A 24223-nucleotide genomic window follows, 5' to 3' on the forward strand; every position below is an offset into this window, starting at 1 on the left:
CAGACAATTAGTCGAGGCCAGAATTATCGACATTTTCGGCCAGCGTGATCCGGTCGCGGGACAGCGGGGGGATGTACTCGCCCAACAGGGTGCGATGCCACCAGGCCCGGTCGCGGCGCAGTTCGCGCGGGGTGGTGAAACGGTAGTGGTAGAGCAGCACGCGCACGTGGCGTGGCGGCGTGTCGGGAAAGGGGTTGGTGCGCAGCAGGCGCAGCGTGGCGGGATCGTTGTCGAGCAGGCGCAGCAGGAACCGGGGCAGCCAGGCGCCGTAGCTCGGGGAGATGGCCGCGAACCACATCTGCCAGTCCAGACGCAGGTGGTAGGGCGCCCACTGGCGCGGAAGCCGCCGCGGGGCACCGGGTTTGCCCTTGAACTCGTACTCGCGCCACACGGTGTCGTCGGTGATCTCGGCCTCGGCGGTGCCCTCCAGGACCAGTTCGTGGCGTACGCGACCGATACTGCCGAACGCGCCGTAGGTATTGACCAGGCGGTAGGGGTTGAAGGTGGCGTTCATGCGCTGATTGCTGGAGAGCATGTTGCGCACCGGCCAATAGCTCAGGGCCACAACGACAATCACGAAGGCGACCACCAGCGCGGTGAACCAGACGGGCGGGTCCGCCAGCGCGGGCGGCTCCGGGAACGCCGAGGGCAGCGCGCTGTGGCCGATGACGCCGCAGGCCAGCACGATCGTAATCCAGTTCAGCCACGCGAAATTGCCGGAGAGCACCAGCCACAGCTGGGTGACGACAATGATCGCCGCCGCCGCGCTCGACACCGGCTGCGGCGCGAACAGGCCAAACGGAATCACCAGTTGCGCAACGTGATTCGCGGCCACCTCGACGCGGTGCAGCGGCTTGGGCAGGTGGTGGAAGAACCAGCTCAACGGTCCCGGCATGGGCTGGGTCTCGTGGTGGTAGTACAGGCAGGTCAGATCCCGCCAGCACGAGTCGCCGCGCAGTTTGATCAGCCCCGCGCCGAACTCCACTCGAAATACCAACCAGCACACCAGGATCACCACCGGGACCGGCGGCGCGACCTGGTCGTTACCCAGGAAGATCGTCAGGAAGCCAGCCTCCAGCAGCAGCGATTCCCAGCCGAACGAATACCAGATCTGACCCACATTGACGATCGACAGGTACAACACCCACAACACGAGCCACACCAGCATGGCGGCCCACAGCGGCACCAGATCGGCGGCCCCCGCCACGATCGCGGCGGCCAGCGCCGCACCGAGCCAGCACGCACCGGCGAAGAAGCGATCCGAGTAGTGCAGCTGGAAGATGCTCGGCGCGTCGCGCATGGAGCGCCGCGCCACGTAGCGCGGTACCGGATGCAGTCCCCGCTCCCCGATCAGTGCCCGGAACTGCCGCGCCGCCGCCACGAACGCGATGACGTAGAGCAGCGCGATCCCCCGCTCCAGCACCTGCCGGGCCAGCCAGTATTCGGAACTCGTGAACCACTCCATATCCGTCTCCTCGGACGGCGGATGCCCATTATGTTTCCCGGATACCCGGACAGTTCACGCAAAACGACCAATTGGTCTTGATTATCGCAGGGCTGGAACCACCCCGAGAGTGATTCCAGCCCAGCTTGTTCGGTCAGTGCACCGTGGTGCCGATCATCAGAAGAAGTACGCGGACAGCGAGGAGCTGCCGGACCCGTACCCCATGCTCTTGAGCCAGTTCCGGAAGCCGATCAGCGCGTGCCCGACCGGTCCGGGATCGCTGCACGAACCGCCGACCGAGGAGAAGGTGCAGCCGTCGTCGGCCACCTCCGACGTGCTGGTCTGCGGGGTGAGCGGCACTCCGGTCTCGGCGGAGGCGGTAGCGGCGGGACCCGCCAGGACGACCGCGACCACCGCGCCGCTCAGCGCGAGTCCACTTATACCGCGCCGCCGACGCTTGTTGATCTTCGATATACCCATCCGTCGACGCTACCGCCACCCGGCCGATGCCGCCCGCCACCACCGGTGCCCCCAAAACTGGGGTGGTACAACGACTTCTGCGCTCTGGTAGATGGGGTCGCGCCCGCGCGCCCGGCCTTCGCCTAGGGTTTTCGACATGTTCGTGAAGCTGTGCGGTCTGCGCACCGAGGAGGATGTGGCCACCGCGGTCGCGGCGGGAGCCGATGCGGTCGGGTTCGTGTTCACTCCCAGCCCCCGGCAGGTCTCGGTCGAGGTGGTGCGGCGGCTGCTGGAGGGCGTGCCCGCGCACGTGCTCTCCGTCGGTGTCGTCCACGGCATCGCGGCCGCCGAGGCGGGCGACCTGGCGCGGGCCGCGGGTGTGGACGCGCTGCAACTGCACGGCGACTACCCGAAATCGGCGTTCGAGGAGCTGGCCGGAGTACGGCTGCTGCGGGCCACCTCGCTCACCGCCGAGACGGATGTGCGCACCGGCGCGTACGGCGAGGAGTGGTTGCTGCTCGATTCGCCGGTGGCCGGATCCGGCGAGCGCTGGGATCTCGCGGCGCTGGGCGCCACCCCGCCGACCGGGCAATGGCTGCTCGCGGGCGGCCTGTCACCGGCCAATGTCGCCGAGGCCATCGCGGCCGCGCGGCCGTGGGGTGTGGACGTGTCCAGCGGCGTGGAGTCCAGCCGGGGTGTGAAGGATCACGGGCTCATGCGCGAGTTCGTGGCGGCCGCGCGAACACGCCTCCCGTAATGCCACGGCGCTGACTGCTATACACAGGGTATGGCCGAGGGACCCGAGACGCGCGCCGCCTTCGACGCGCTGGTCGCCGCCGCCGACGCACCGATCTTCATCGTGACCGTCGCCGTCGGCGACGAGCGTGCGGGCTGTGTGGTGGGGTTCGCGTCCCAGGTCGCCATCGAGCCGCCGCGCTTCTTGGTCTGCGTGTCGAAGATCAATCACACCTACGGGGTGGCGGTGCGGGCCGAGCACCTCGGCGTGCATCTGGTGGACCGCGACACCGCCGCGCTCGGGCAGCTGTTCGGGGCCGAGACCGGTGACGAGATGGACAAGTTCGAGTGGTGCCGCTGGCGCGTCGGCCCACACGGCGTCCCGGTCATCGACGACGCCACCGCCTGGTTCGTCGGAAAGGCGCTGGCGCGCTACGACTTCGGCGACCACGAGGGCATACTGCTGGACCCGGAGTACGGATCGGGCCCCGCCTCGCCGATGACGGCCCTGCGCTACAGCGATCTCGCCGACCTCGAGCCGGGGCACCCGAGCTGAGCGGCGATCAGCCCAGCAGTTGGGCCTTGGCCGCCGCGAACTCCTCCTCGGACAGCACCCCGGCGGTGCGGAGTTCGCCGAGCTGCTTCAGCTTCGACACCAGATCATCGGCGGGCGCGGGGGCCGGGGGCGGGGCCTGCGGTGCGGCCTGCTGCTGGGTGTAGGCCTGCTGCTGGTCGGCGTAGGCCTGCTGTTCGGCGGCGCGCTGCTGCCGACGGCGATTCATCGCATTGGTCGTGGCATTGGCCGTTCCGGCCACTACCGCGGTGCGGGCGATCGTGCCGAGCAGCCCCGGACGTCCGATCCTGCCTCCACGAAAAACCATGTGCTCCAACCCTTCTTCAGGATGCGGCCGCGGCCGCTTCGAGAACATCACGCGGGACCTGGACGTGCAGCGCCACCTCACCACCGGCCGCGCGCACCGATCCGGCGAGGGCGCGCGCCCAGGTCTGCTCGTAGACCACCACCAGCGCCGAGGTGCCGGGCCGCATATCCGCCCGCACCACCTCCAGGTCGTCGTCGCTGACCAGGCCCTGGGCATCCACGGTGATGCCGTCGAGCCCCACCTCCTCGAGCGGTTCGTCGATCTCGACCTGCCGGATCGTGCCATCCGAATCCATGCGCAGGAAGACGAGATCCAAGACGGTCACATAGCCGCGATCCACCACCTCGTGCAGCGCGCTCTTCGCCGCCGCGCCCACCCGAGTACCGGGAAAGGTCCAGACCACCAGCTCCACCGGGCCGAGATTCGATGTTTCCGCCATGGCTCCACGCTGCCGCGTACGCCCGGGGGCGCACCTCACCCGAATCGGATGAAATCGGCGCACTAGCATTGCCGCGGTGCACGAATCGCTGAAAGCCCTGCGCGCCGTCCGGCAGTACCGCGACGAGCCGGTGCCGCGCGCGTCGATCGAGCGGATCATCGACGCGGCGCGGTGGACCGGGTCGGCGCGCAACCGGCAGCCGTGGCGGTTCGTCGCGGTGACCGAGGCGCGGACGCGGGCCGCGCTGAGTGGATGTGGCGCGTACGCGGTGCATCTGGCGGCGGCACCCGTGGTGTTGGTGCTCGCGTCGGTGGAAAACGGCTTCTCCGACACGGTTTTCGATATGGGGCGGGTGACGCAGTCGATCTGTCTGGCCGCGCGCGAGCTCGGATTGGGCAGCTGTCCGACCACCTTCCATCCGGCCGACAATGTGGCGCGGGTGGCGGCGCTGCTGGAGCTGCCCGAGGGATGGTTGCCGCGCCATGCCGTGGCCCTCGGCTATCCGGCCGCGACGCCGTCGCCGTCGGCGATCCCCACCGGGCGGCTGGCCACCTCCGAACTGCTGCGGTGGGTCTGAGCGCGCGCGAACTCGGGGGTGGCCCAGGGGGATTCCGGAGGGGAAGATCGGGGTCGTGCCCGGATGTGCCGGGGGCGGCGCGGCGGGACGATTCTCGGTATGAAACACACTGCGGATCAGGCGGTTTCGGCGGGATCGAGCAAGCGGGCGGTGCGCAGGGGGATAGCGGCGGCCGCCGCCGTGGCGGCGGTCGCGGGGATGATCGGGGCGGTGAGCGGGACCGCGGTGGCGGAGCCCGGCGCCGGATGCCTCTGGGCCGGAACGCATTACGCGACGGGAACCACCGTGGTGGCCGGGGGCTGGAATTTCACCTGTGAACCGGGACCACGCTGGTCACGCGGGGCGGGCGGGCAGCGGACGAGCACCGTGGCCAATCCCGGGGCCGCCCGGAATCCGACCGGAGTGTTCAGCGTGGGTGCCATGCAGCCCGGTACGGAGTACACCGACTACTGCGTGGGCGAGCAGCTCATCGACGGCGGCGAGGCGCTGTACGAGGTCGTCTCCGACGGCGCCGGGCGAGTGCGCTGGCAGGCGGTGGGGCCGGTATCGCAGTGGACGTTCGAGCCGGGCAGCGGGCCCTTCACCACCACGCGGTCGTCGAGTCTGTGCGCGCAGGACGCGCAGTGGTGGCCGAACCGATAGTCGCACGTCCTACTGCCGACCTTCCGGTACGCGATCACGATCGGACGACAGCGTGATGAGCAATTGGGCACGGAAGTGGTGAGCGGGCACGGAAAGGGGAACTCCTCCCGCACGAGCTTTTCGCTAGGAGGACGTTATGGACAAGCGGATGTGCGTCGATTGCTGGCGTCGCGACAACCTGACCTTCGTCCAGCGACTCGATCCGGCCTACATCACCCCCGGCCCGGTGCATCGCTGCGCCATGCACGCGGCCATCCTCGACGAGCTGCGAAAAGGACCTGAGAGCGCGCCGCGAGCAGCGTAATCTGGACTTCATTCGGCCGGTATCGCAGGGGATGAATGATGGCCAAGATGAGTGTCGAGGAATTGCTCGATGTATTCAAAGGTATGACGCTGCTGGAACTTTCGGATTTTCTGAAAGCGTTCGAGGAGCAGTTCGGGGTGACGGCGGCCGCGCCGATGGCCGCGCCGGTGGCGTCGGATACGGCGGTGGCGGTCGATACGGCCGAGGAGCAGACCGAGTTCGACTTGATTCTGGAATCGTTCGGGGACAAGAAGATTCAGGTCATCAAGGCCATGCGCGAGGTGGTGCCCGGGCTCGGGCTCAAGGAGGCCAAGGATCTCGTCGAGGCCGCGCCCAAGGTGGTGCTGGAGCAGGTGAGCTCCTCCACCGCCGACGCGGCCAAGATCAAGCTCGAAGCCGCCGGAGCCCGCGTCTGGCTGCGCTGAGCCGCACCGGCCTCATCCCTGTGCGAATGCACGGGCCCGCTCCAGGATTCGCAGCGTCTCGATGGCGTCGCGCGGGTCGACCGGGACGGGCGCGCCCGCGCGCAACGTCTCGGCCATGGCGCGGTAGAAGGCCGGGTAGTCGCCGGGCGCGCTGGGGATGGTGCGGGTGTCGCCCTCGGTGCCGAACAGGCCCCAGTGATCGGATTCGACGGTGCCCCAGGGTTTTCCGTCGTCCGGGCGGCGGCCCGCGCGCAGTGCCTCCTCCTGCGGGTCGAGACCGTATGTGACGTAGCCGTTTTCGGAGCCCAGCACGCGCAGCCGCGGGCCGAGTTGCGGCGTGACCGCGCTCATCCAGAGATGGGAGCGAACGCCGCTGGTGTGCGTCAGTGCGAGGAAGGCGTCGTCGTCGGCCTGGACGTCGGCGCGGCGGCGGTCGAGTTCGCAGTAGACGTCGCTGACCGGCCCGAACAGTGTCAACGCCTGGTCCACGAGGTGGCTGCCCAGGTCGTAGAGAATGCCCGCGCCCTCGTCGGCGGTTCCGACCTCCCGCCACCCGCCTTTGGTCACCGGCCGCCACCGCTCGAAGCGCGATTCGAACCGCCGCACCGCACCCAGCCTGCCCTCGGCGATCAGGTTCTGAACGGTGCGAAAATCGCTGTCCCACCGGCGATTCTGGAATACCGACAGCGCCAGCCCGGCCTGTTCGGCCGCGGCGACGACCTGTTCGGCCTCCTCGGAAGTGACAGCGAACGGCTTGTCCACCACCACCGGCAACCCCGCCCGCAATGCCTGGAGCGCCAAGGAAGCATGCGTACGGTTCGGCGTCGCGATCACCGCTAGATCGACCGCGGCAGGATCCGCGAACAACTCCTCCGCCGACCCCACGACCCGCACCCCCGGATGCTCCCGCCGCGCCTGCTCGCCTCGTTCCTCCGACGAGGTCACCACCACGGCCACCCGCAACCCCGGCTCCGCCGCGATCAACGGCGCATGAAACACCGCCCCAGCCAGCCCATACCCCACCACAGCCACACCGAGTTCCCGCATCCCAACCCCTTCCACAACCGCCGCGACATTTACGGCCACGGTAGTCCGCCCCCACCTGGAAAGTGGTCACTCATGAGAGGAGTGGGCGGGTGCGTCCAAAAGTGACAGGGGTGCGGCTAGTGGTCGGTTTTCGGCTGCTTCGCCGCTCCGCGCTTTTCGGCGGCGGTCTCCAGGTAGGCGCTGAGTTCGTCTTGGAGGACGCGATCGAGGGCCTGGGCGAGGGTGGTTTGGACGGCGGTGACGCTGAGTTCGCGCAGGTGGTTGAGCATTTTGGTGGTGGCGGCCACCTCGGCGTCGGTGTCGGGGAGCCAGCCTTCACCGTGCTCGGCGACTATTTGGTCCTTGGCGGCGGTGACCATGAGGCGGGCTATGTCGTCCACTCGGCGGCCTACGGCGGCGTAGACCTCGATGAGTTGCTCGAGGCCGTAGCCGTAGCCGTGCAGGGCGGCGAAGGTCTCGAGGAGTTCGGGTTGGGTGAACTCGATCGTCTCCTCGTGCAGGCGGGCCAGGCCCAGGTCGGCCAGGCGCTCGAGTTCGTCGCCGGTGATGGGGTCGCCGTCGACGCCGCCGAGGAAGGTGGCCACCAGTTCGCGCGGAACCTCCAGCGGCTCTTCGGATTTGCCCCAGGTGGCGGTGACGGCCTGTTGTAGGCCGAGCACTTCGGAGAGATCCTTGCCGGTCTCCCAGCTGGTGATGAAATCGGCGATGTGCGCGGTGGTGAAGCCGCGTTGCAGCAGCGAGTCGATGATGCGCAGTCGCGCCAGATGCGAATCGTCGTAGATGAGCGCGCGGCCACTGCGGCGGGTGGGCGTGGCGAGCAGGCCGCGCTCCTGGTAGGCGCGTACATTGCGGGCGGTGGTACCGGCGGCCCGCGCGAGATCGTCGATGCGGTACTCCGCCATCCTCGCCTCGCCCTCCCTGTCTCGCGGTTGCCGGTCGACGAACCGCTCCGCCCACACCCCCGTGCGGCGCAGCACGGCGGGCATGGGCAGAACACGTCGTGACGACATTAGCGGAGCGAGACCGCCGTTCGGCCCCCGGCACTCACGGCTCGCGTCGTGTCCCGAGGGGTGCGCACGTAGTCGTCGGCCTCCACCCGGGCCAATTGCCGCACGTACTGGGTGCCGAAACCCGGGTACATGGTGGCGTTGAACCCGTCCTCGGTGAGGTACCAGCTGCGGCAGCCGGAATTCCAGGTGGTGGCCGAGAGCCGCCGCTGCAATCCCGCGTTGTACCGCTCCTGCCGGTCTCGGCGCACCTCGAGCATGCGCAGATCCTGGTCGAGCAGCATGCCGATGGCATCGGTGAGGTACTCGATCTGCGCCTCCATGTACACCAGCGCCGAATTGTGCCCCGGCCCCGAATTCGGCCCGAAGGTGAGGAACAGATTCGGATACCCGGCCACCGCGACGCTCTTGAACGCGTAAGCGCCCCTGCTCCATTCGTCACCGAGCACGCGTCCCCCGCGCCCGGTGATGGGAATCGGCGCACCGGCCTTCGACACATCGAATCCGGTCGCGAACACGATGCAGTCGAATTGGTGCTCGATACCCTCGGCCGTGCGAATGCCGCGCGGCGAGAGCTGCGCGATCGGCCAGGTGATGAGCTTGCAGTTCTCCCGCTGCAGCGCCGGGTAGTAGTCGTTGCTGATCAGCAGCCGCTTGCAGCCAGCCCGGAAATCCGGCGTGAGCTGCCGACGCATCCACGGGTCGCGCACCTGAGACCGCAAGTGCAGCAACGCGACCGACTCCACGACGCGGGTCAGCGGGCTGTTCCACACCACGCCCAGCGCCACCGACTCGTGCCCCCAGAACCAGGCGTCGCGCGCCACGCGCTGCGCGGCCGGAACCTGCCGGTACAGCTGCCTGGTCATGGCATTGGTGCGCCGGTTCACCCGGGGCAGCACCCAGCCGGGCGTGCGCTGGAACACCTTCACCGACGCCGCCCGCTCGACCAGCTCCGGAATGATCTGCACGGCACTCGCGCCGGTGCCCACGACCGCCACCTTCTTACCGGTGAAGTCGTAGTCGTGATCCCACCGGGCACTGTGGATCTTGTGCCCCTCGTAGCTGTCGATCCCCGGAATATTCGGCAGGCTGGCGTTCGACAGCGGACCGGAGGCGACAACGACGCTGCGCGCCTTCACATTCCGCCGCCGTCCCGCGAAGGCGATATCCCACAGTCCGCTCGCCTCGTCGAACTCCATCCCGGTGACGGTGTGCTCGAAGCGAATACTGGGGCCGATCCCGAACTCCTGCACCATCGACTCGATATAGCCGAGGATCTCCCCGCTGCCGGAGTAGGTGTGCGACCAGTCCGGGTTGGGCGCGAAGGCGTAGGAGTACAGCCGCGACGGAATATCGCAGGCCGCACCGGGATAGGTGTTGTCGCGCCAGGTGCCGCCGACGCGGGTGTCGCGCTCGAAAATGGCGAAGTCGGTAATGCCCTTCTGCCGCAATCGAATCGCCGCGCCGATACCCGCGAACCCAGCTCCGATGATCGCCACGTCCAGTGGCTTGACCGCGGCGCTCATGCGACCGGCTCGTAGGTGAGTTCCTTGGACCAGGTCGGCTGCTCGGCCAGGAACCGGTCCGGAATCCGCGAGGTCAGCTTGACCATGAGGTCAGCGAACAGGTGGTACGGATGATCGCGGTTGATCACCCACCCGCTGTGCATCTTCACGATCCGGTACATGGGCACCCGGTTCGCGATGGGCGTGCGCTCCCCCACCGACTTGAACCGCCGCATGGCCGCGTAGAGCTTCTCCTCGTCCACGCCCATTTCGACGATATTGTCGCGCATCTTGTTCAGCAGCGGCACATAGCTGAGCACGCCGACGATGAACGACGGCTTGGCCCAACCGCCCACCAGATCGATGGCGAGCTTGCGCACGGTGGCGTGGCCGAGCAGCTCCATGACCGCGTAATCGGTGGCCAGATGCCGGGATTCGTCGGCATTGATCTTCTTGAACACCTCCTGCGCGACCGGGTCGGAGATCTCGTCGGTGATGAACTTGATCAACGCACCGTCGAGGGCCACCTCGAGCATGGGGATCACGGTGCCCAGGAACGACAGCGACATATCGTCGGCGTGCTTGTCCAGGAAGTCGATCACCAGTTTGACATTGATGTTCGGCTCCGGGGTCTCGTCGCCGTCGAGCATGCCCCACCGGCGCATGAGCGCGAGTTCCGCATTGGCGTGCCGCTGTTCCTCGGCGTGGAAGTAGCGGTAGATCTGCTTGAGCGTCTCGGTGGGAGCCTTCTGCGCCATGGCCGCGAAGCCACGCGCGCCGACGTTCTCGATCCACATGAGATCGGCCATGAAGGGCTTGAGCTTGGCGTGCAGTTCGGGCTCGATGAGTTCGGCGCCCGGTGCGTCCCAGTCGATATCGGCCAGCGCCCACTGCCGGGACGCGATCTTGGCCAACATATTGTCGAAGTCGAAGGACATGTCAGACTCCTGTCTGTGCGATGCTCGGGGTGGTCTGGGGGCTCGAATCGCTCTGCGGGAGCACGCGATTGAGCACGCCGAGGCCATGGGCGTAGAGGGCCGGGAAGTGCCGCTTGAGCAGCCAGACGGCGTGCGCGTCCAACTGCGGCAGCACATAGAGGCGGCCGTGATCGTGGGAATCGAGGGTGGTGCGGGCCACCCGCTCGGGCGAGAAGCCGGTCCAGCGCATGAGCGAGTCCGCCAAACGCGAAGAGGCCGAACCGATTCGGCCGTCGCGAACCACATTCGTCTTGACGAAGGTGGGGCACAGCACGGTCACCGCCACGCCGCTGCCGGACAGTTCCGCGGCGAGGGTCTCCGACAGTGACATGACCCCGGCCTTGGACACGTTGTAGACGGCCATACCGGGCGCGGCCGCGAATCCGGCGGCGGAGGCGACATTGATGATCCCGCCCCGCCCGGCCGCGCGCAGCCGCGGCGCGAAGATCTCGCAGCCGTGCACCACGCCCCACAGATTGATACCCAGCGCCCACTGCCAATCGGCGAAACCGATATCCCCCACCGGTTTTCCGCCGATGCCGACCCCGGCATTGTTGATCACCAACGTGGGCGGCCCGCCGAAGATCAGCTCGGCCTGCGCCGCGAGAGTCTCCACATCCTCGCGCCGCGACACGTCGCAGAACATGGCGTGCGCGGTGCGCCCGTGGGTGCGCTCGATCAGCGCGACCGTCTCATCGGCCCGATCCTTGTCGATATCGGCGCACAGCACCTCCCCTCCGCGAGCGGCGATTTCGAGGGCGAAGGCGCGGCCGATACCGCTGCCCGCCCCGGTCACCACGGCCTGCGCGCCATGGGTGCGTCGGCTGCCGAACACCGGCAGCACGCTGTCGAGAAGACCCATGGTCAACCCACTTTCGTCAGTGGCGACGCGTCCGCGAGGGCGGTCGCGATGAACTCCCGCGTGCGCCGTAGCGCCGGTACCGCTTCGGGAACCAACAGCGGCAATGCCTGGAATACGTGAATGCGACCGGGCCACAGCTCGAGTTCGCAGCGGCCGCCCGCCGCCACGGCCATATCGTGCAGATGCCGGGCGTCATCGGCGAGCATCTCCCCCTCGCTCGCCTGGACGAGCAGCGGCGGCAATACGGTGCCGGAGGCGATGGTGAGCCGCAGGCGCGGCGAATCCGGCTGCTGCCCTTCGGTATAGAGCTCGATCAGACGGCGACCCGTCCGGGCTGGGGCCATGGGGTCGGGCAGTGCCCGGTCGCGTCGCTGCGCCAGCGTCAGCGTGAGGTCCATGAGCGGTGAGAACATGAACACCCCGGCGGGCTGGGCGATACCACGAGTCGCGTTCTGTAGCAACAGATCCAGCGCCAGGTGCCCGCCCGCGGAATCCCCGCCGACGACCAGATTCTCGGCCCGGTACCCATTGTCGAGCAGCCACCGGTATCCGGCCTCGACATCCTCGGCGGCCGCCGGGAACCGATGTTCGGGCGCGAGCCGGTAGTCGATCAGGAATACCGGCAGCCCGGTGAGCTTCGACAGCCGCGACGCCAGACCGCGATGGGTGCGCGCCGAACACACCACATACCCGCTGCCGTGGATGTAGTAGATGGCCCGCTCGCCCTGGGCGACCCCGGCCGCGCGCACCCATTCGCCGCGCACCGCGCCCGACCGCACCGGCGTCACCCGGGTGCCCGGCAGGGTGGGCCCGAAGGCCGCCATCACCCCCGCGATCAGTCCGCGTCCCGCCTGAATTCCCACGCTGTTGCGCGGCAACAGTCCATTGATCCGGCGCAGCCCGATCACCGAGGCGGTAGCCGCGAGCCGCGCTTGTCGCGAGGCCTGTGCGGGTACCACCGCCGATGCACAGGTCGCCGTTGACCTTGCTCTCATGTCTCAAGAATCATCGTTGAATGTGCCAGTTGTCAATGGCACATTCCAGATTGTTGTTCGATCAGCCCGTTCGGGTGGCCAGAATTCCGGCGAGGATGACGCGCAGACCGTACTCGAACTCCGCGTCCGGATCGCCGATGAAGGCGGCGTTGACCAGGTGGGCGGTGCGCGGGTAGCGATCGGCGTCGATCTCCGCGACGACTCGGTCCGGGTCGTACGGATTGCCGCCGATGTACTCCTCCCCCGTGCGCGACTGCTCCTCGATGACGAATCCGATGGTGTAGTGCAGCAGGATGGGAAAGACCCGACTGGCCGAGGAGAGCGAGAAGCCCGCGTCTTCCAGGGTGCGCAGCGTCAATTCGATGGTGCGCCACATGGTCTCGTCGCTGACATAGGTGCCCGCGAGCACCTTCGCGCCATCGCGGTAGCGCAGCATGGACCGGCGCAGTCGCCCGGCCAGATCCGCGACCCAGTCCTGCCAGTCCTCGCCCTGGCGCGGCGCTTCGATATCGGCGACGGCCGCGACGAAGACGGAGCGCGCCATGACGTCGAGCAGTTCGCGCTTGTTCTTGACATGCCAGTACAGCGCGGGCGCCTGCACGTCGAGGGCCGTCGCCACCTTGCGCATGGTCAGGCCGTCGAGGCCGACCTCGTCGAGCAGGCCGAGCGCGGCCGCGGCGATCACCTCGGCGTCGAGTTTCTGCATTGCCACCTCCTTCGTGCGAGCCGTTGACAGCTTAACAACGTTCTGTTCTCCTTAACAGCATTAAGTAACTTAACGTTGTTAAGGAGACGATCATGGAAACGACCGAGGTAGTGATCGCCGGTGCCGGACCCACCGGGCTGATGCTGGCCACCGAATTGCGGCTCGCCGGTGTGGAGGTGGTGGTACTCGACGCCCTCGCGGCACGGACGGGGGAATCGCGGGCCGGTGGCATCCACGCGCGCACCATGGAGATTCTCGAACAGCGCGGACTGCTCGAGCGGCTGCTGCCGAGGGGACGGATCCTGCAGGCCGGGCACTTCGGCGGGCTCCCACTCGATTTCAGCGATTTCCCGACCCGCCACCCCTACATGCTGGCCGTGCTCCAATCGGTCATTGAGCGCGAACTCGATGCGCACGCAACGGATTCGGGTGCCGTCATCGCGTGGGATTCGCCGGTCACCGGGTTCCGGCAGGACGAGGCGGGCGTCGAGGTCGAGGTCGGCGGGGCGCGTCAGCGCCGCATTCGGGCGGCCTACCTGGTCGGCTGCGACGGCGGCCGCAGCGCGGTGCGCAAGCTGGCCGGTATCGGTTTCGCGGGGACGGAGGCGACCGCCACCGGCATGCTCGCCGATGTCGAATTGGCCGATCCGCCGCCGCAGCCCTTCTTCGCGCGGCGCGGCGGGCCGGGCGACTTCTCGGCGGTGCAGATCGAATCCGGTTGGTACCGACTGGTGGTGCAGCGCCACGACCTGGTGCTCGAGCGCGGCAGCGAGTTGAGCTTCGAGGCTTTCCGCGAGCAGTTCGTCGCGCTCGCGGGCACCGATTTCGGGATGCACAGCCCGCGCTGGGTGACCCACTACGGCGATGCCGCGCGGCAGGCCGATCGCTATCGGGTCGGTCGGGTGTTCCTGGCCGGGGACGCCGCTCATATCCACTACCCGGCCGGTGGGCAGGGTCAGAACCTGGGCATCCAGGATGCGGTCAATCTCGGCTGGAAACTCGCGGCCACCCTGCGCGGCAACGCTTCCGGCGACCTGCTCGACACCTACGAGAGCGAGCGTCACCCCGTCGCCGCCCGGGTACTGCACAACACCCGCGCCCAGACGGCGATCATGCGGCCGGGCGCGCACACCGACGCGCTGCGCGACATCATGGGCGATCTGATCGGTATGGACGCGGTGCGCCATCGGCTCGGACTCATGATCACCGCCCTCGATATTCGCTACGAGACCAAGTGCGACCATCCGGTGGCGGGGCTGCGGGTGCCCGACGCGGAGATCGACACCGCCGACGGGGTGACCCGCATTCACACACTGCTGCGGGCGGGCCGCCCGGTACTGCTGGTATTCGACGGGAATGCCGTTCCCGCCGTGGAGAATTGGCACGACCGGCTCGATATCGTCAGCGCCGCGAACCGTACGCCGCGGTGGGAGATCCCTGGAATAGGCGAGATCGCCGCTCCCGCAGCGGTTCTCGTTCGCCCGGACGGCTATATCGCGTGGGCGGCCGAGGAATCGACCGCCGCGGGGTTGGCCGAGGCCCTCACGATGTGGGTGGGCGCACCGGCCTGATACGACAGGGCCGACCGGGCGGGCGGGAGATGTCCCGCTGGCCGCCCGCCCGGTCGGGGTCCGCCGCACCCGGAGTGTCGGCGCGGTGGACGGGGGATATTCGGCTGGGCCCGTCCAGCGCCGACGGTGCGGCGGGAAGCGTGCCCGGTCGGTCGTATAGGGCGTAGGGGTTGACCCGACCGCCCGGGCACACGATTCATGGTGTGGCGCTACAGCTTTCCGCCGCCGCCGATCACCCAGGGATTGAAGGTGCAGTCGAGTTGCGGATGTCCGACGGGGTCGAGGGCGCGCAGTGCGATCGACAGGGCCCGCGGGGAGTACATCATGGTCAGGTGGTCGGAGAGATCCTGTTCGCAGCCGTCCTGGAGCAGGATGTTCTGGACCGTCGCGCCCGGACCCGGTGTCAGGAAGGTGGAGTCGGCGGGGGTGGTGATCTCGTCGTAGCGGGTCGCGACCACGGTGTAGTCGACCCCGGAGACGGTGTCGCCGTTGGCATTGAGTCGGTTGGTGAAGTCCGAGCCGACCGTCTGCTGGATGCCCGCGTGGCCCACGAAGATCTCGATGAGGCCGAGGATGTCGATGCCGAAGTTGTTGATGGCCCGGCCCAGTGCGCCGATGCCGACCAGGGTGGTGCCGTGGTGCGTCGCGCCGTAGGTCACCAGATTGTCGACCTTGTCCGCGCCGCCCTCGAACTTGGTGTACCAGTTGGCCATCGACCCGCCCTGGGAGTGCGCGATGATATCGACCTCCGCCGCGCCGGTGGCGGCCAGCACCCGATCCACGAACTGCGCCAACTGTTTCGCCGAATCCTGAATGTAGCCGGTGCCCATGACGCCGGGCAGGACCGAGCCCAGACCGCCGCCCTGGACCAGGTTGGAACGGCCGTAGTTGAAGGTGAAGGCGCAGTAGCCCGCGTCCTTGATGGGCTGGCTCATGAACGCGAAGCCGTTGTAGGCGTTCATCCAGGTGCCGTGCAGCAGCACCACCGGCTGCGGATGCTCGGCCGTCGGCTCGCAGTTCCAGTCGTTGGTGCCGGGCGGGGCGGCGTCGCCATGGGCCAGGCCGTAGCCGAAGGCGGCCAGCCACGAGGTCATCGCGGGGCCGTAACCGACTGTGTCGGAGGCGTATCCGCCCGAGAGGCCCGAGCTCGACCCGGAGCCGCCGTAGCAGTCGCCGGAGCCGTTGCCCGAGCCCGCGCCGCTGCCGGAGGTGCACGCCGAGCCGCTGCCCGCGCTGCCGCTGTCGGCAATGGGCGCTTGTTTGCGGCCTTCGGCGATGTAATCGGCCAATTGCTGTTCGGTGGGCGCGGTTTCGGGGGCGGCGTCCGCGCCGACGCCGATGAATCCGAGGGCCAGAAGCGAAACCCCGGTCATGACCGCCGCTCGTACTGTCCTACGACGGATATCGCGTTTCATGCACAACCTTTCGACAAACGATTCACCCGTTCCCATGCCCCCGACCCGGGCTCGAAACTGCGCTCACGCTAAGTCGATCCCGTTGCGCCGCCCAGAATTCGACGGCATTTCTGGTCCACTTCACGATGGCTTCGCCAGCCGTCAGTGAACAATCCAGAGGGCCGCCGACCAGTGGCGTCGGCGGTGGGCGCGACGAATCATGGTGCGATGCGGGGTGAAAGCGGATCGAATACGCGAATACGCGCGAACGCGTGCGGGAAATCGAATTCGGTATTGCCGCCGATGCGCGACCGCCGCATTCCGAGATATCGAGCGCGGCGTCGACCGCGCATAACCGACGCCGCGCTCGCAGGCACCCTAGTAAGAAATGTCGGCGCGCGGTCGCCCGCGCCGACATCGTCATGACAAGTCACAGCCGAGGCGAGGGTTACTCTCCTTTGCGCACAGCCTCTTTCGCGCGGCGGGCGGTGCCGCGGTGCGCGGGCACGGTGGCCGGGTCCTCGGGCCAGGCGTGCTTGGGGTAGCGGCCACGCAGATCGGCGCGGACCTGCGGCCAGCCGTTGTGCCAGAACGAGGCCAGGTCACCGGTGACGGCCACCGGGCGCTGGGCGGGTGAGAGCAGATGCAGCAGCACCGGGGCGCGACCGTCGGCCAGGCGCGGCGTCTCGGTCCAGCCGAAGACCTCCTGCACCTTGACCGCGAGCACGGGCGGGTCGGCCGCGTAGTCGAGCCGAATCGCACTGCCGGAGGGCACTTCCAGGCGTTCGGGCGCGAGTTCGTCCAGGCGGGCCGCGTCAGGCCACGGCAGCAGTCGTCGCAGGGCAGGACCGGCATCGACCCGTTCCAGATCGGCGCGGCGACGCGCGGTGGCGAGTTCGAGGCCGAGCCAGAGATCGACCGCGCCCAGCAGCGCCTCGTCGTCGACCGCGGGCCACGGCGCGCCCAAGGTTCGGTGCAGGAAGTCCAGGCGCTGCCGCAGCGCGCGGGCCTCGGCGCTCCAGCGCAGTATCCCGAGTCCGGTCTCGGCCAGTCCGCGCCGCAGGGCGGCCGCCAGCAGCGCACGATCCGGATCGCGTAAAGGCTGCTCCGACAACGTGATCGCGCCCAATCGGGTCACGCGCCGAGCCACAACGTCGCCGTCGGACCAGTCCACCTCGTCGGCGGTGACGAGCAGATTCGGGGCGGCGCGACGTGCCAACTCCTCATCGGCACTGGCCGCCAGGCGAATTCGGCCCTCCGAACGGCCCGGATCCCGACCGGCGACCGCCACCGCCAACCACTGCGCATCGCCCAAACCCGAACCCGGCGGCAGGCCGACCCCGGTTCCGCCCGCCATCAGGTAACTTGCCGACCCCGCCGCCCGGCGACGCGCCACACGCTCCGGATGTGCCAGCGCGACAACATAAGCGGGGTCGTCCACGACGCCCGAGGCGCTGTCGCTTCGCGCCGTCGCGGTGGACGATGCGGGTGCGCCCTCGACCAGCCGGGCGAGGCGGTCGGCCTCGCGTTGCCAGCGGGCGGGGCGGTCGCGGCGCAGGATGCGCAGCGCGGCGACCAGATCGGTGGTGGGCGCGAGCGAATCGTCGTCGAGCAGGGCGACCACCTCGGCGGCGGTGCGCGCGCCCACGACGGGAGCACCGTCGACGAGGGCACGGGCCAGCCGGGGATGCAGGCCGAGGGCGGCCATGCGCTGACCGCGCTCGGTGACGGTGTCGTCGGCGTCGATCGCGCCGAGGGCGCGCAGCACGTCCCGGCCCGCGGCGAGCGCGCCGGAAGGCGGTGCGTCCCACCAGGACAGCGCCTCACCGTCCGCGGTACCCCAGACCGCGAGCTCGAGAGCCAGGCGGGTGAGGTCGGCGGTACGGATCTCCGGTTCGGGATACGCGGGCAGGGTCGCGTGTTCGTACTCGGGCCAGCAACGCCAGGTGCGACCGGGAGCCTCGCGACCGGCACGCCCGGCCCGCTGCTGCGCCACGGCGGCGGAGACGCGCACCGTCGCCAAGCCCGACAGTCCGCGCCGGTGATCGACGCGGGGCACCCGCGCCAGACCTGAGTCCACCACCGCACGCACACCGGGCACGGTCAGGCTGGATTCGGCTACGGCGGTGGACAATACGACGCGACGCCGGGCACCCGGACGCAGCGCGGTGTCCTGGTGGGCGGCCGACAACCGGCCGTGCAGCGGCACGATATCCACCTCGCTCAGGCCCGAGAGGCGCTCGGTGGTGCGCCGGATCTCCGCCGCGCCGGGCAGGAAAACCAGTATGTCGCCGTCGGTTTCGGCCAGCGCGGTCCGAGTCGCCCGCGCGACGTGCGCCTCGATCCGCTCGTCCTTCAGCGGCGGCAGGTACGACAGCTCCACCGGGAAGGTTCGGCCGTGGACTTCGAGAACCGGTGCGGCAGTGTCGGATTCGCCCAGCAGCGTGGCGAGTCGATCGGCGGCGACGGTCGCCGAGGTGGCGAGGACCCGCAGATCCGGGCGCAGGCCCGCGCGGGCGTCGAGCAGCAGCGCCAACAGCAGATCGGCGTCGAGGTGGCGTTCGTGGCATTCGTCGAGCACCACCACGTCCACACCGGCGAGTTCGGGGTCGTTCTGCAGTCGGCGCACCAGCAGCCCGGAGGTCACCACCTCGATCCGGGTGCGCGAGCCCACCCGGCGGTCACCGCGCACCGAGTACCCGACGGTCTCGCCGACTCGCTCCCCCAGCAGCGCCGCCATGCGCGCGGCCGCCGCCCGCGCCGCCAAGCGCCTCGGCTCGGCGACCAGAACGCGTCCCGTGGTAGCGGCCGCCAGGGCCAGCGGCACCAGGGTGGTCTTTCCCGTTCCCGGCGGCGCGACCAAGACGGCCGCGCTCCGCGCGGCCAGCGTGTCGACGATCTCGGCGAGGGCCGGACGGACGGGAAGATCGGGCAGTTCGGGCGGGTTCATCGCCCCTCAGTGTGCCGGTTCCGCCGCGCCGGGTATCGCGCAGGGATTCGTCCCACCTGCTACACCAAGCAGTTGCTTGGTACGTGGCGAATGGGTATAGAGAGGAGATGGACGATTTCGGTCACCGCTCCGGTGCGGCACTGGTACTCGGCGCGAGCGGCGGTCTGGGTCAGGCGACCACCCGCATGCTGCTCGAACGCGGCAGCGACGTGGCCATGACCTATCGCAGCGCAGAGAGCGCCCTCGCGCCGCTGCTGTGGGTCGCCCAGCGCGCCGGTCGGACCGCCAAGACCTGGCAGCTCGACCTCACCGACGCCGAGCGGACCGCCGAGGTGGTGCATCAGGTGGTCGCCGAGTTCGGCGCGATCCACACCCTCGTCTACGCGGCCGGGCCACATGTCCCGATGGTGCACATGAGCCGGATCGCGCCCGCCGATTTCCAACGCCAACTCCTCGGCGACACCACCGGCTTCTTCAACGCCGTGCACGCCGCCCTGCCGCATCTGCGCGAGAGCCGCGGCAATATCGTCGCCATCACCACCGCCGCGACCACCCGCTTCCCCATTCGCGACGGACTGTCGAGCACCCCGAAGGCCGCCGTGGAGGCCGTCGTCCGCGCCATCGCCGCCGAGGAGGGCCGCTTCGGCATTCGCGCCAACTGCGTCGGCCCGGGCATGACCACCGACGGTATGGCCGATCGGCTCATTCGCAGCGGCGAATTGGACGGGGCCGCACTGGATATCACCCGCGCGAACATTCCACTGCGCACCTTCGGCGATGCCGAGGACATCGCCGAGGCGGTCTGCTTCCTCGCCTCCGACCGCGCCGATTTCATCAGCGGCCAGAAGCTGGATGTGGACGGCGGCTACGGCGCGTAGGCGAGCGCCGAGGTCAAGCCCAGCGCGGCGGCCAGCCGCCGATGTGATTCCAGCCGTGCGGTGCGGTCGTACGTGCTGGTGTGGACCAGGATCTCGTCGGCGGCGGTGCGGGTGACGAGGCGGTCCAGTTCGGCGGTGACCGTCTGCTCCGGCCCGTGGATGTGGCCGCGCAGGGATTCGTCGACTATGCGGCGCTGGCGATCGGTCATCGCGATCCGGTCGATCTGGTCCGGTGCCAGCAGCGGCGGGAATTCGCCGTGCGTGCGCGAGTACGCGGCCGACCACGCCTCGGGCAGCAGTAGCCGATGGGCCTGCTCGACGGTGTCGGCGACGACCACGGAGGTGGCGACGACGACATACGGCTCGCCCCACGGCCCCGGGCGAAAGTCCCTGCGGTACTGCTCGATCGCCGCCACCATGGCGTCCTCACCGGCGGCCGCGACAATGACCAGGGGCAGGCCGAAGCGGGCCGCGCGCTCGGCTCCCGAACCGACGGCCAACAGGAAGGCCGGAATACGCAACCCCTCGGTCGGCCAGGCGTGCACGCCGTTGCGCCCGCTGTCGAAATAGTCCAGCAGCTCGCTCAATTGGGCATCGAAGTCCTCGGCGTCGCCCTTGCCGTGGCCGAGCGCGCGGCGCACCCCGTCGGTGAATCCCACCGAGCGGCCCAGGCCCATATCGATGCGACCGGGAAACAGCGATTCCAGGGTGCCGAACTGTTCGGCCACCACCAGCGGCTGGTGATTGGGCAGCATGACCCCGCCGGTGCCCACCCGAATGCGCTCGGTGGCGGCGGCGGCCGCGGCGGCCAGCACGGTCGGCGCGGATCCGGCCACGCCGGGCACGCTGTGGTGCTCGGACACCCAGAAGCGGTGGTATCCCCACTGCTCGGCCAGCCGGGCGAATTCCACCGTCTCGCGCAGGGCCTCGGGATGCGACTGGCCCTGCCGGGTACGGGAACGATCCAGGATCGAGAACGGTATCGCGTGCGCTGCCGTGGTCATACCCATGCCAACGCCGCGCGGCCATGGTGATTCCACGCCAGGTTCGTTCCGCTGGGTCGCGCGCGGACGCGACCGGCCGTCCCGCCTAGGCTGCACCCATGGTCGACAGCGAGGTGACCCCCGCCGCACTCGGCGCGGCCCCCTGGGGGTCGCGGCTGCTCGGACCCGCCGACGAGGGCGCGATATCGCGCCGCGTGCGGGTGCAGCTGCTGTTGACCATTCCGCTGCTGTTCGCGAATCTGACCGGCATCGCCGTCGCCGCCCTGCTCATCGGCCTGGTGCTGCCCGGTCCGTCGGTCTTCACGCGGGAGCTGGTGCTGCTGAATTTCGTCGCGGTGCCGGTGTACATCGGCATCGCGTTGGCGGCCGGATGGGCCTGGGGCACGGTATGGGCGCTGCGCACGCTGCGGTGGGCGATCGATCCCGATCGCATTCCCACCGAGGCGGAGCAGGTCGCCTCGGCCCGCGTCCCGCGCCGCCTGGTGGTGCAGCAGGCCCTGCTCTGGTTCGGCGGAGTCGTGGTGCTCACGCCGCTGTACGGCCTGGTCGATCCCGCGTTCATCCCCAAGATCGTGCTCGGGGTGGGTTTCAGCGCGATCGTGGTGTGCGCCAACAGCTATCTCATCGCGGAGTTCGCGCTGCGGTTGGTGACCGCGCGGGTGCTGGACGCGCGTCGCAGGCGGCGGCGCGGGCTGGGCGTCTTCGGGCGCTCGCTGGTGGTGTGGCTGCTCGGCTCCGCGACCCCGGTGGCGCTGCTCATGATCATCGCGGTGCTGGCGCTGTCGGGGGTGGACGTGAGCACCGATCGGCTCGCGGTCTGCGTGCTGTCGCTGGGCGGCGCGACCCTGATCTTCGGCCTGCTGCTCATGGCACAGACCCTCGCCGCGACGGTCGCGCCCATTCGCGGGGTGCGCAATGCCATGCGCCGCGTGGAGGACGGCGATCTCGAGGTGGCGGTCACCGTGTACGACGGCACCGAATTGGGTGAATTGCAGAGCGGTTTCAACCACATGGTCGCGGGATTGCGCGAACGCGAACGGATTCGGGACCTCTTCGGCCGCCACGTCGGCCACGATGTGGCAGCCGCGGCACTGGCCCGCCGCCCCGAACTCGGCGGTGAGGAGACGCACGCGGCAGCGCTGTTCATCGATGTGATCGGCTCCACGACCCTCGCGGCGACCCGTCCGGCCAATGAGATCGTCACCATTCTCAACGAGTTCTTCGGGATCGTGGTCGACGAGGTGGAGGCCTACGGCGGACTGGTCAACAAATTCGAGGGCGATGCCGCCCTCGCCATCTTCGGCACCCCCGCGCCGCTGCTCGACGCCACCGGCTGCGCGCTCGCGGCCGCGCGCGCCATCCGGTCCCGATTGCGGGACTCCACAATGGAATTCGATGCCGCCATCGGCGTCGCGGCCGGACGCGTGGTGGCCGGGAACGTGGGTGCGCACCGGCGCTACGAGTTCACCGTGATCGGCGATCCGGTGAACGAGGCCGCGCGCCTGTGCGAACTCGCCAAACACGAGGACGGCCGGGTGCTGGCGTCGGCGAGCGCGGTGGCCGACGCCGATCCGGACGAGAGCAAGCGGTGGGATCTCGGTGAGACGGTGACGCTGCGCGGGCGCGTACTCCAGACCCGGCTGGCCCGCCCGGCGCGGGCGTAGCGCTCCCTACCGCACGACCATCTCAGGGCCGTGAGCGGCGGCGGTTCATCTACCGGTACGAGCGGGTTCATATGGTGTTTACGATGTCCGAATGCTTGTGGACGACGTGCGAGGGAGATGGGACCCCGCCGAGCGTGACGGTGTCGAGGGGCTCGAGGCACGTCGGTTTCGGCCGTGGCTGGTCTGGACCGCCCTCGCGGGCGCGGTGGCGGTACTCGTGGCCGGACAGCTCATGGCCGCGCACATCCACGCGCTCGGCCCGCTGACCAGCCTGTCCTGGGACTTCTTCGGTCGGCCCAAATCCGCCACCACGCCGTGGGCCGGATTCCTGCTCGCGCTGGTCGGCGTGACGAACCGGATCAGGATCAACGCGCTCGCGGCGGCGGTGGGCATCGACATCGTCTTCGTCGGGATTCGAGCGCTGGAGGGCAAGGCGTTCACGGTCGGCAACGGCCCGACCATCGTGCTGACCGCACTGGCCGTCATCGCCGCCACCCGATGGGCCGGGGAGCGCCGTCGTACCGCCCTGCGCGCCATCGCCCTGGGCGCACTGCTGATTCTCGCCACCAAGGTCGGCGAGATCTGGCTCGATGTCACGGCCTGGGCCACGCCCATGGTGCTGGATCCCTATGTGCAGGTGGCCGATCGGGCGCTGGGCAATCCGGCGTGGGTGGTCGGGCACGCGCTGGAGGCGGCCGGGCCGGTGCCGCTGGCGGTGGTGCGCTGGGTGTACTTCGAACTTCCGGTGGCGGCGATCGTGGTGGCCGCCTGGCAGTTGCGCAATGTCACCCTCGGCGAATGGCCGCGGCACTATCTGGTGCGCACCTTCCTGGCGCTGGGCCTGATCGGGCCGCTCTGGTACATCGTCTTTCCGGTGGTGGGACCGATTCTCGCGTTCGGACCCTGGGGCCACGGTTACGAACTCGCCGATGTCTGGCCGAATGTCGTTCCCCCCGTGCCCGATTCGGTGACCGCCATGCCCTTCGACGGCATCACGCCGCGCAACTGCATGCCGTCGCTGCACACCGCGTGGGCACTGTCGCTGTTCATCCACTCCCGGCGCGGGCCGCTGTGGCTGCGCTGGGGCGGCGCCTTCTGGCTGGTGTGCACGCTGCTCGCCACGCTCGGGCTGGGCGCGCACTACGGCATCGACCTGGTGGCGGGCGCGGCCCTGTGCCTCACCGTGGAGTCGGCGCTGCGCGATCCGGAGCGCGGGTGGGACGGTCGGCGAATTCGCCTGGTGGCCTTCGGTATCGCCACCTTCGCGGGCGTCCTGCTGAGCATCCGGTTCCTCGCCATCCCGATGGCGACCTATCCGGTCGTGTTCGGAATCGCGATTCTCGGCACCTTCACCGCGCTGGCGACGATGTTCTACACCACCTGGTTCGCGGGGGGACCGGCTGCGGCCGAGGCGGTTTCGAGCCCGGCGCGGACCTAGGTGCCCGAGACTCCGGAGCAGAACGGCTGGCAGGTGTCCGAGGTGGGCGGCGCGATCGGTGGCGCGTCGTCGAACTCGGCATTGCTCACGACCACCATCAGGAAGACCGAGAGCGCGACCACCGCGGCGCAGGCGACAGCGATGATCGCCCAGTCCAGCTGCTGGTAGGTGACGATGACCTCCGGCGCGGTCTCCGGGTCCATATAGGTATTCGAGGAAGGCGGGCTGGAGAGCTGGTCGATGACGCCGCTACCCCAGCCGTACGCCGATGTGGGTGGCACGAAGGTTGTCCCCATTTCCGAACGGGCTGTCGATTCAG

At 69.1% G+C, this 24223-nt stretch carries 25 protein-coding genes; 10 read left to right on the forward strand and 15 right to left on the reverse strand.

Annotated elements, in window-relative coordinates; all coding sequences use genetic code 11:
* Positions 1-7 precede the first annotated feature (7 nt).
* Both ACIBH2_RS12810 and ACIBH2_RS12815 read right to left on the reverse strand, forming a co-directional pair.
* Positions 8-1465, reverse strand: a complete 1458-nt coding sequence (locus ACIBH2_RS12810) for a lipase maturation factor family protein (RefSeq protein WP_397116450.1) — start codon at positions 1463-1465, stop codon at positions 8-10.
* Positions 1466-1621: 156 nt separating this feature from the next.
* A complete protein-coding gene (locus ACIBH2_RS12815) occupies positions 1622-1924 on the reverse strand; it encodes a hypothetical protein (RefSeq protein ID WP_397116452.1) in 303 nt (100 codons plus the stop codon).
* A 136-nt stretch (positions 1925-2060) separates the two neighbouring features.
* Here ACIBH2_RS12815 and ACIBH2_RS12820 point away from each other — a divergent pair, with 136 nt between their 5' ends.
* Positions 2061-2660 (forward strand): phosphoribosylanthranilate isomerase, encoded by a 600-nt coding sequence (locus ACIBH2_RS12820; protein WP_397116454.1) that lies wholly within the window; start codon positions 2061-2063, stop codon positions 2658-2660.
* A 30-nt stretch (positions 2661-2690) separates the two neighbouring features.
* On the forward strand, positions 2691-3194 hold the full coding sequence (locus ACIBH2_RS12825) for a flavin reductase family protein (RefSeq protein WP_397116456.1): 504 nt from the start codon (positions 2691-2693) through the stop codon (positions 3192-3194).
* Between the two features lie 7 nt (positions 3195-3201).
* Here ACIBH2_RS12825 and ACIBH2_RS12830 read toward each other — a convergent pair whose 3' ends face one another.
* Together ACIBH2_RS12830 and ACIBH2_RS12835 are read right to left on the reverse strand one after the other, a co-directional pair.
* Entirely contained in the window at positions 3202-3519 is a 318-nt protein-coding gene (locus ACIBH2_RS12830; protein ID WP_397116458.1) for an SHOCT domain-containing protein, read from the reverse strand.
* A 16-nt stretch (positions 3520-3535) separates the two neighbouring features.
* The gene (locus ACIBH2_RS12835) at positions 3536-3958 is read right to left on the reverse strand and encodes a DUF6325 family protein (protein ID WP_397116460.1); all 423 of its coding nucleotides are present in this window, start codon (positions 3956-3958) and stop codon (positions 3536-3538) included.
* Between the two features lie 76 nt (positions 3959-4034).
* Here ACIBH2_RS12835 and ACIBH2_RS12840 point away from each other — a divergent pair, with 76 nt between their 5' ends.
* The 4 genes from ACIBH2_RS12840 to rplL all read left to right on the forward strand — a co-directional run bounded on the left by ACIBH2_RS12840 (position 4035) and on the right by rplL (position 5906).
* Positions 4035-4535 (forward strand): nitroreductase family protein, encoded by a 501-nt coding sequence (locus tag ACIBH2_RS12840; RefSeq protein WP_397116462.1) that lies wholly within the window; start codon positions 4035-4037, stop codon positions 4533-4535.
* A gap of 99 nt (positions 4536-4634) precedes the next feature.
* On the forward strand, positions 4635-5177 hold the full coding sequence (locus tag ACIBH2_RS12845) for a hypothetical protein (RefSeq protein WP_397116464.1): 543 nt from the start codon (positions 4635-4637) through the stop codon (positions 5175-5177).
* Between the two features lie 136 nt (positions 5178-5313).
* Positions 5314-5481, forward strand: a complete 168-nt coding sequence (locus tag ACIBH2_RS12850; protein WP_397116466.1) for a hypothetical protein — start codon at positions 5314-5316, stop codon at positions 5479-5481.
* Positions 5482-5519: 38 nt separating this feature from the next.
* The gene (gene rplL, locus ACIBH2_RS12855; RefSeq protein ID WP_397116468.1) at positions 5520-5906 is read left to right on the forward strand and encodes a 50S ribosomal protein L7/L12; all 387 of its coding nucleotides are present in this window, start codon (positions 5520-5522) and stop codon (positions 5904-5906) included.
* Positions 5907-5918: 12 nt separating this feature from the next.
* Here the strand turns inward: rplL and ACIBH2_RS12860 are convergent, their stop codons facing one another.
* The 7 genes from ACIBH2_RS12860 to ACIBH2_RS12890 form a co-directional block, all read right to left on the reverse strand.
* The gene (locus tag ACIBH2_RS12860; protein ID WP_397116470.1) at positions 5919-6953 is read right to left on the reverse strand and encodes a Gfo/Idh/MocA family oxidoreductase; all 1035 of its coding nucleotides are present in this window, start codon (positions 6951-6953) and stop codon (positions 5919-5921) included.
* A 116-nt stretch (positions 6954-7069) separates the two neighbouring features.
* Positions 7070-7963 (reverse strand): MerR family transcriptional regulator, encoded by an 894-nt coding sequence (locus tag ACIBH2_RS12865; RefSeq protein ID WP_397116474.1) that lies wholly within the window; start codon positions 7961-7963, stop codon positions 7070-7072.
* Positions 7963-9486, reverse strand: a complete 1524-nt coding sequence (locus ACIBH2_RS12870; protein WP_397116476.1) for a flavin-containing monooxygenase — start codon at positions 9484-9486, stop codon at positions 7963-7965. The genes ACIBH2_RS12865 and ACIBH2_RS12870 overlap by 1 nt, the downstream gene beginning before the upstream one ends.
* The gene (locus tag ACIBH2_RS12875) at positions 9483-10403 is read right to left on the reverse strand and encodes a ferritin-like domain-containing protein (protein WP_397116478.1); all 921 of its coding nucleotides are present in this window, start codon (positions 10401-10403) and stop codon (positions 9483-9485) included. Before ACIBH2_RS12875 ends, ACIBH2_RS12870 begins: the two co-directional genes overlap by 4 nt.
* Position 10404: 1 nt before the next feature.
* On the reverse strand, positions 10405-11304 hold the full coding sequence (locus ACIBH2_RS12880) for an SDR family NAD(P)-dependent oxidoreductase (protein WP_397116480.1): 900 nt from the start codon (positions 11302-11304) through the stop codon (positions 10405-10407).
* Positions 11305-11306: 2 nt separating this feature from the next.
* Positions 11307-12263, reverse strand: a complete 957-nt coding sequence (locus ACIBH2_RS12885; protein ID WP_397116482.1) for an alpha/beta hydrolase — start codon at positions 12261-12263, stop codon at positions 11307-11309.
* Between the two features lie 97 nt (positions 12264-12360).
* Positions 12361-13005: a TetR/AcrR family transcriptional regulator C-terminal domain-containing protein gene (locus tag ACIBH2_RS12890; RefSeq protein ID WP_397116484.1), complete on the reverse strand. Its 645-nt coding sequence runs from the start codon at positions 13003-13005 to the stop codon at positions 12361-12363.
* A 92-nt stretch (positions 13006-13097) separates the two neighbouring features.
* Between ACIBH2_RS12890 and ACIBH2_RS12895 the strand changes: the two genes are divergently transcribed.
* Complete coding sequence (locus ACIBH2_RS12895; protein WP_397116486.1) at positions 13098-14576, forward strand: FAD-dependent monooxygenase; 1479 nt, start codon at positions 13098-13100, stop codon at positions 14574-14576.
* Positions 14577-14785: 209 nt separating this feature from the next.
* Here ACIBH2_RS12895 and ACIBH2_RS12900 read toward each other — a convergent pair whose 3' ends face one another.
* Together ACIBH2_RS12900 and hrpB are read right to left on the reverse strand one after the other, a co-directional pair.
* Entirely contained in the window at positions 14786-15991 is a 1206-nt protein-coding gene (locus ACIBH2_RS12900; protein ID WP_397116488.1) for an esterase/lipase family protein, read from the reverse strand.
* A gap of 427 nt (positions 15992-16418) precedes the next feature.
* Positions 16419-18920 (reverse strand): ATP-dependent helicase HrpB, encoded by a 2502-nt coding sequence (gene hrpB, locus ACIBH2_RS12905; RefSeq protein WP_397116490.1) that lies wholly within the window; start codon positions 18918-18920, stop codon positions 16419-16421.
* 107 nt (positions 18921-19027) lie between these two features.
* On the opposite strand from hrpB, the gene ACIBH2_RS12910 reads away from it, so the two are divergent.
* On the forward strand, positions 19028-19798 hold the full coding sequence (locus ACIBH2_RS12910; RefSeq protein WP_397116493.1) for an SDR family NAD(P)-dependent oxidoreductase: 771 nt from the start codon (positions 19028-19030) through the stop codon (positions 19796-19798).
* Here ACIBH2_RS12910 and ACIBH2_RS12915 read toward each other — a convergent pair.
* A complete protein-coding gene (locus ACIBH2_RS12915) occupies positions 19786-20802 on the reverse strand; it encodes an LLM class flavin-dependent oxidoreductase (RefSeq protein WP_397116495.1) in 1017 nt (338 codons plus the stop codon). The two genes, ACIBH2_RS12910 and ACIBH2_RS12915, sit on opposite strands and share 13 nt — an antisense overlap.
* Positions 20803-20900: 98 nt before the next feature.
* Here ACIBH2_RS12915 and ACIBH2_RS12920 point away from each other — a divergent pair, with 98 nt between their 5' ends.
* Together ACIBH2_RS12920 and ACIBH2_RS12925 are read left to right on the forward strand one after the other, a co-directional pair.
* Positions 20901-22466, forward strand: coding sequence for an adenylate/guanylate cyclase domain-containing protein (locus ACIBH2_RS12920; RefSeq protein WP_397116497.1), 1566 nt, complete (start codon positions 20901-20903; stop codon positions 22464-22466).
* A gap of 91 nt (positions 22467-22557) precedes the next feature.
* Positions 22558-23904, forward strand: coding sequence for a DUF5933 domain-containing protein (locus ACIBH2_RS12925; RefSeq protein WP_397116499.1), 1347 nt, complete (start codon positions 22558-22560; stop codon positions 23902-23904).
* Here the strand turns inward: ACIBH2_RS12925 and ACIBH2_RS12930 are convergent.
* Positions 23901-24185 carry a hypothetical protein gene (locus ACIBH2_RS12930; RefSeq protein ID WP_397116501.1) on the reverse strand — a complete coding sequence of 95 codons (285 nt, stop codon included), beginning with the start codon at positions 24183-24185 and terminating at the stop codon, positions 23901-23903. The genes ACIBH2_RS12925 and ACIBH2_RS12930 overlap by 4 nt on opposite strands.
* Positions 24186-24223: the final 38 nt, after the last annotated feature.

It is taken from the genome of Nocardia sp. NPDC050406 (genome assembly GCF_044459025.1).
GTDB lineage: Bacteria > Actinomycetota > Actinomycetes > Mycobacteriales > Mycobacteriaceae > Nocardia.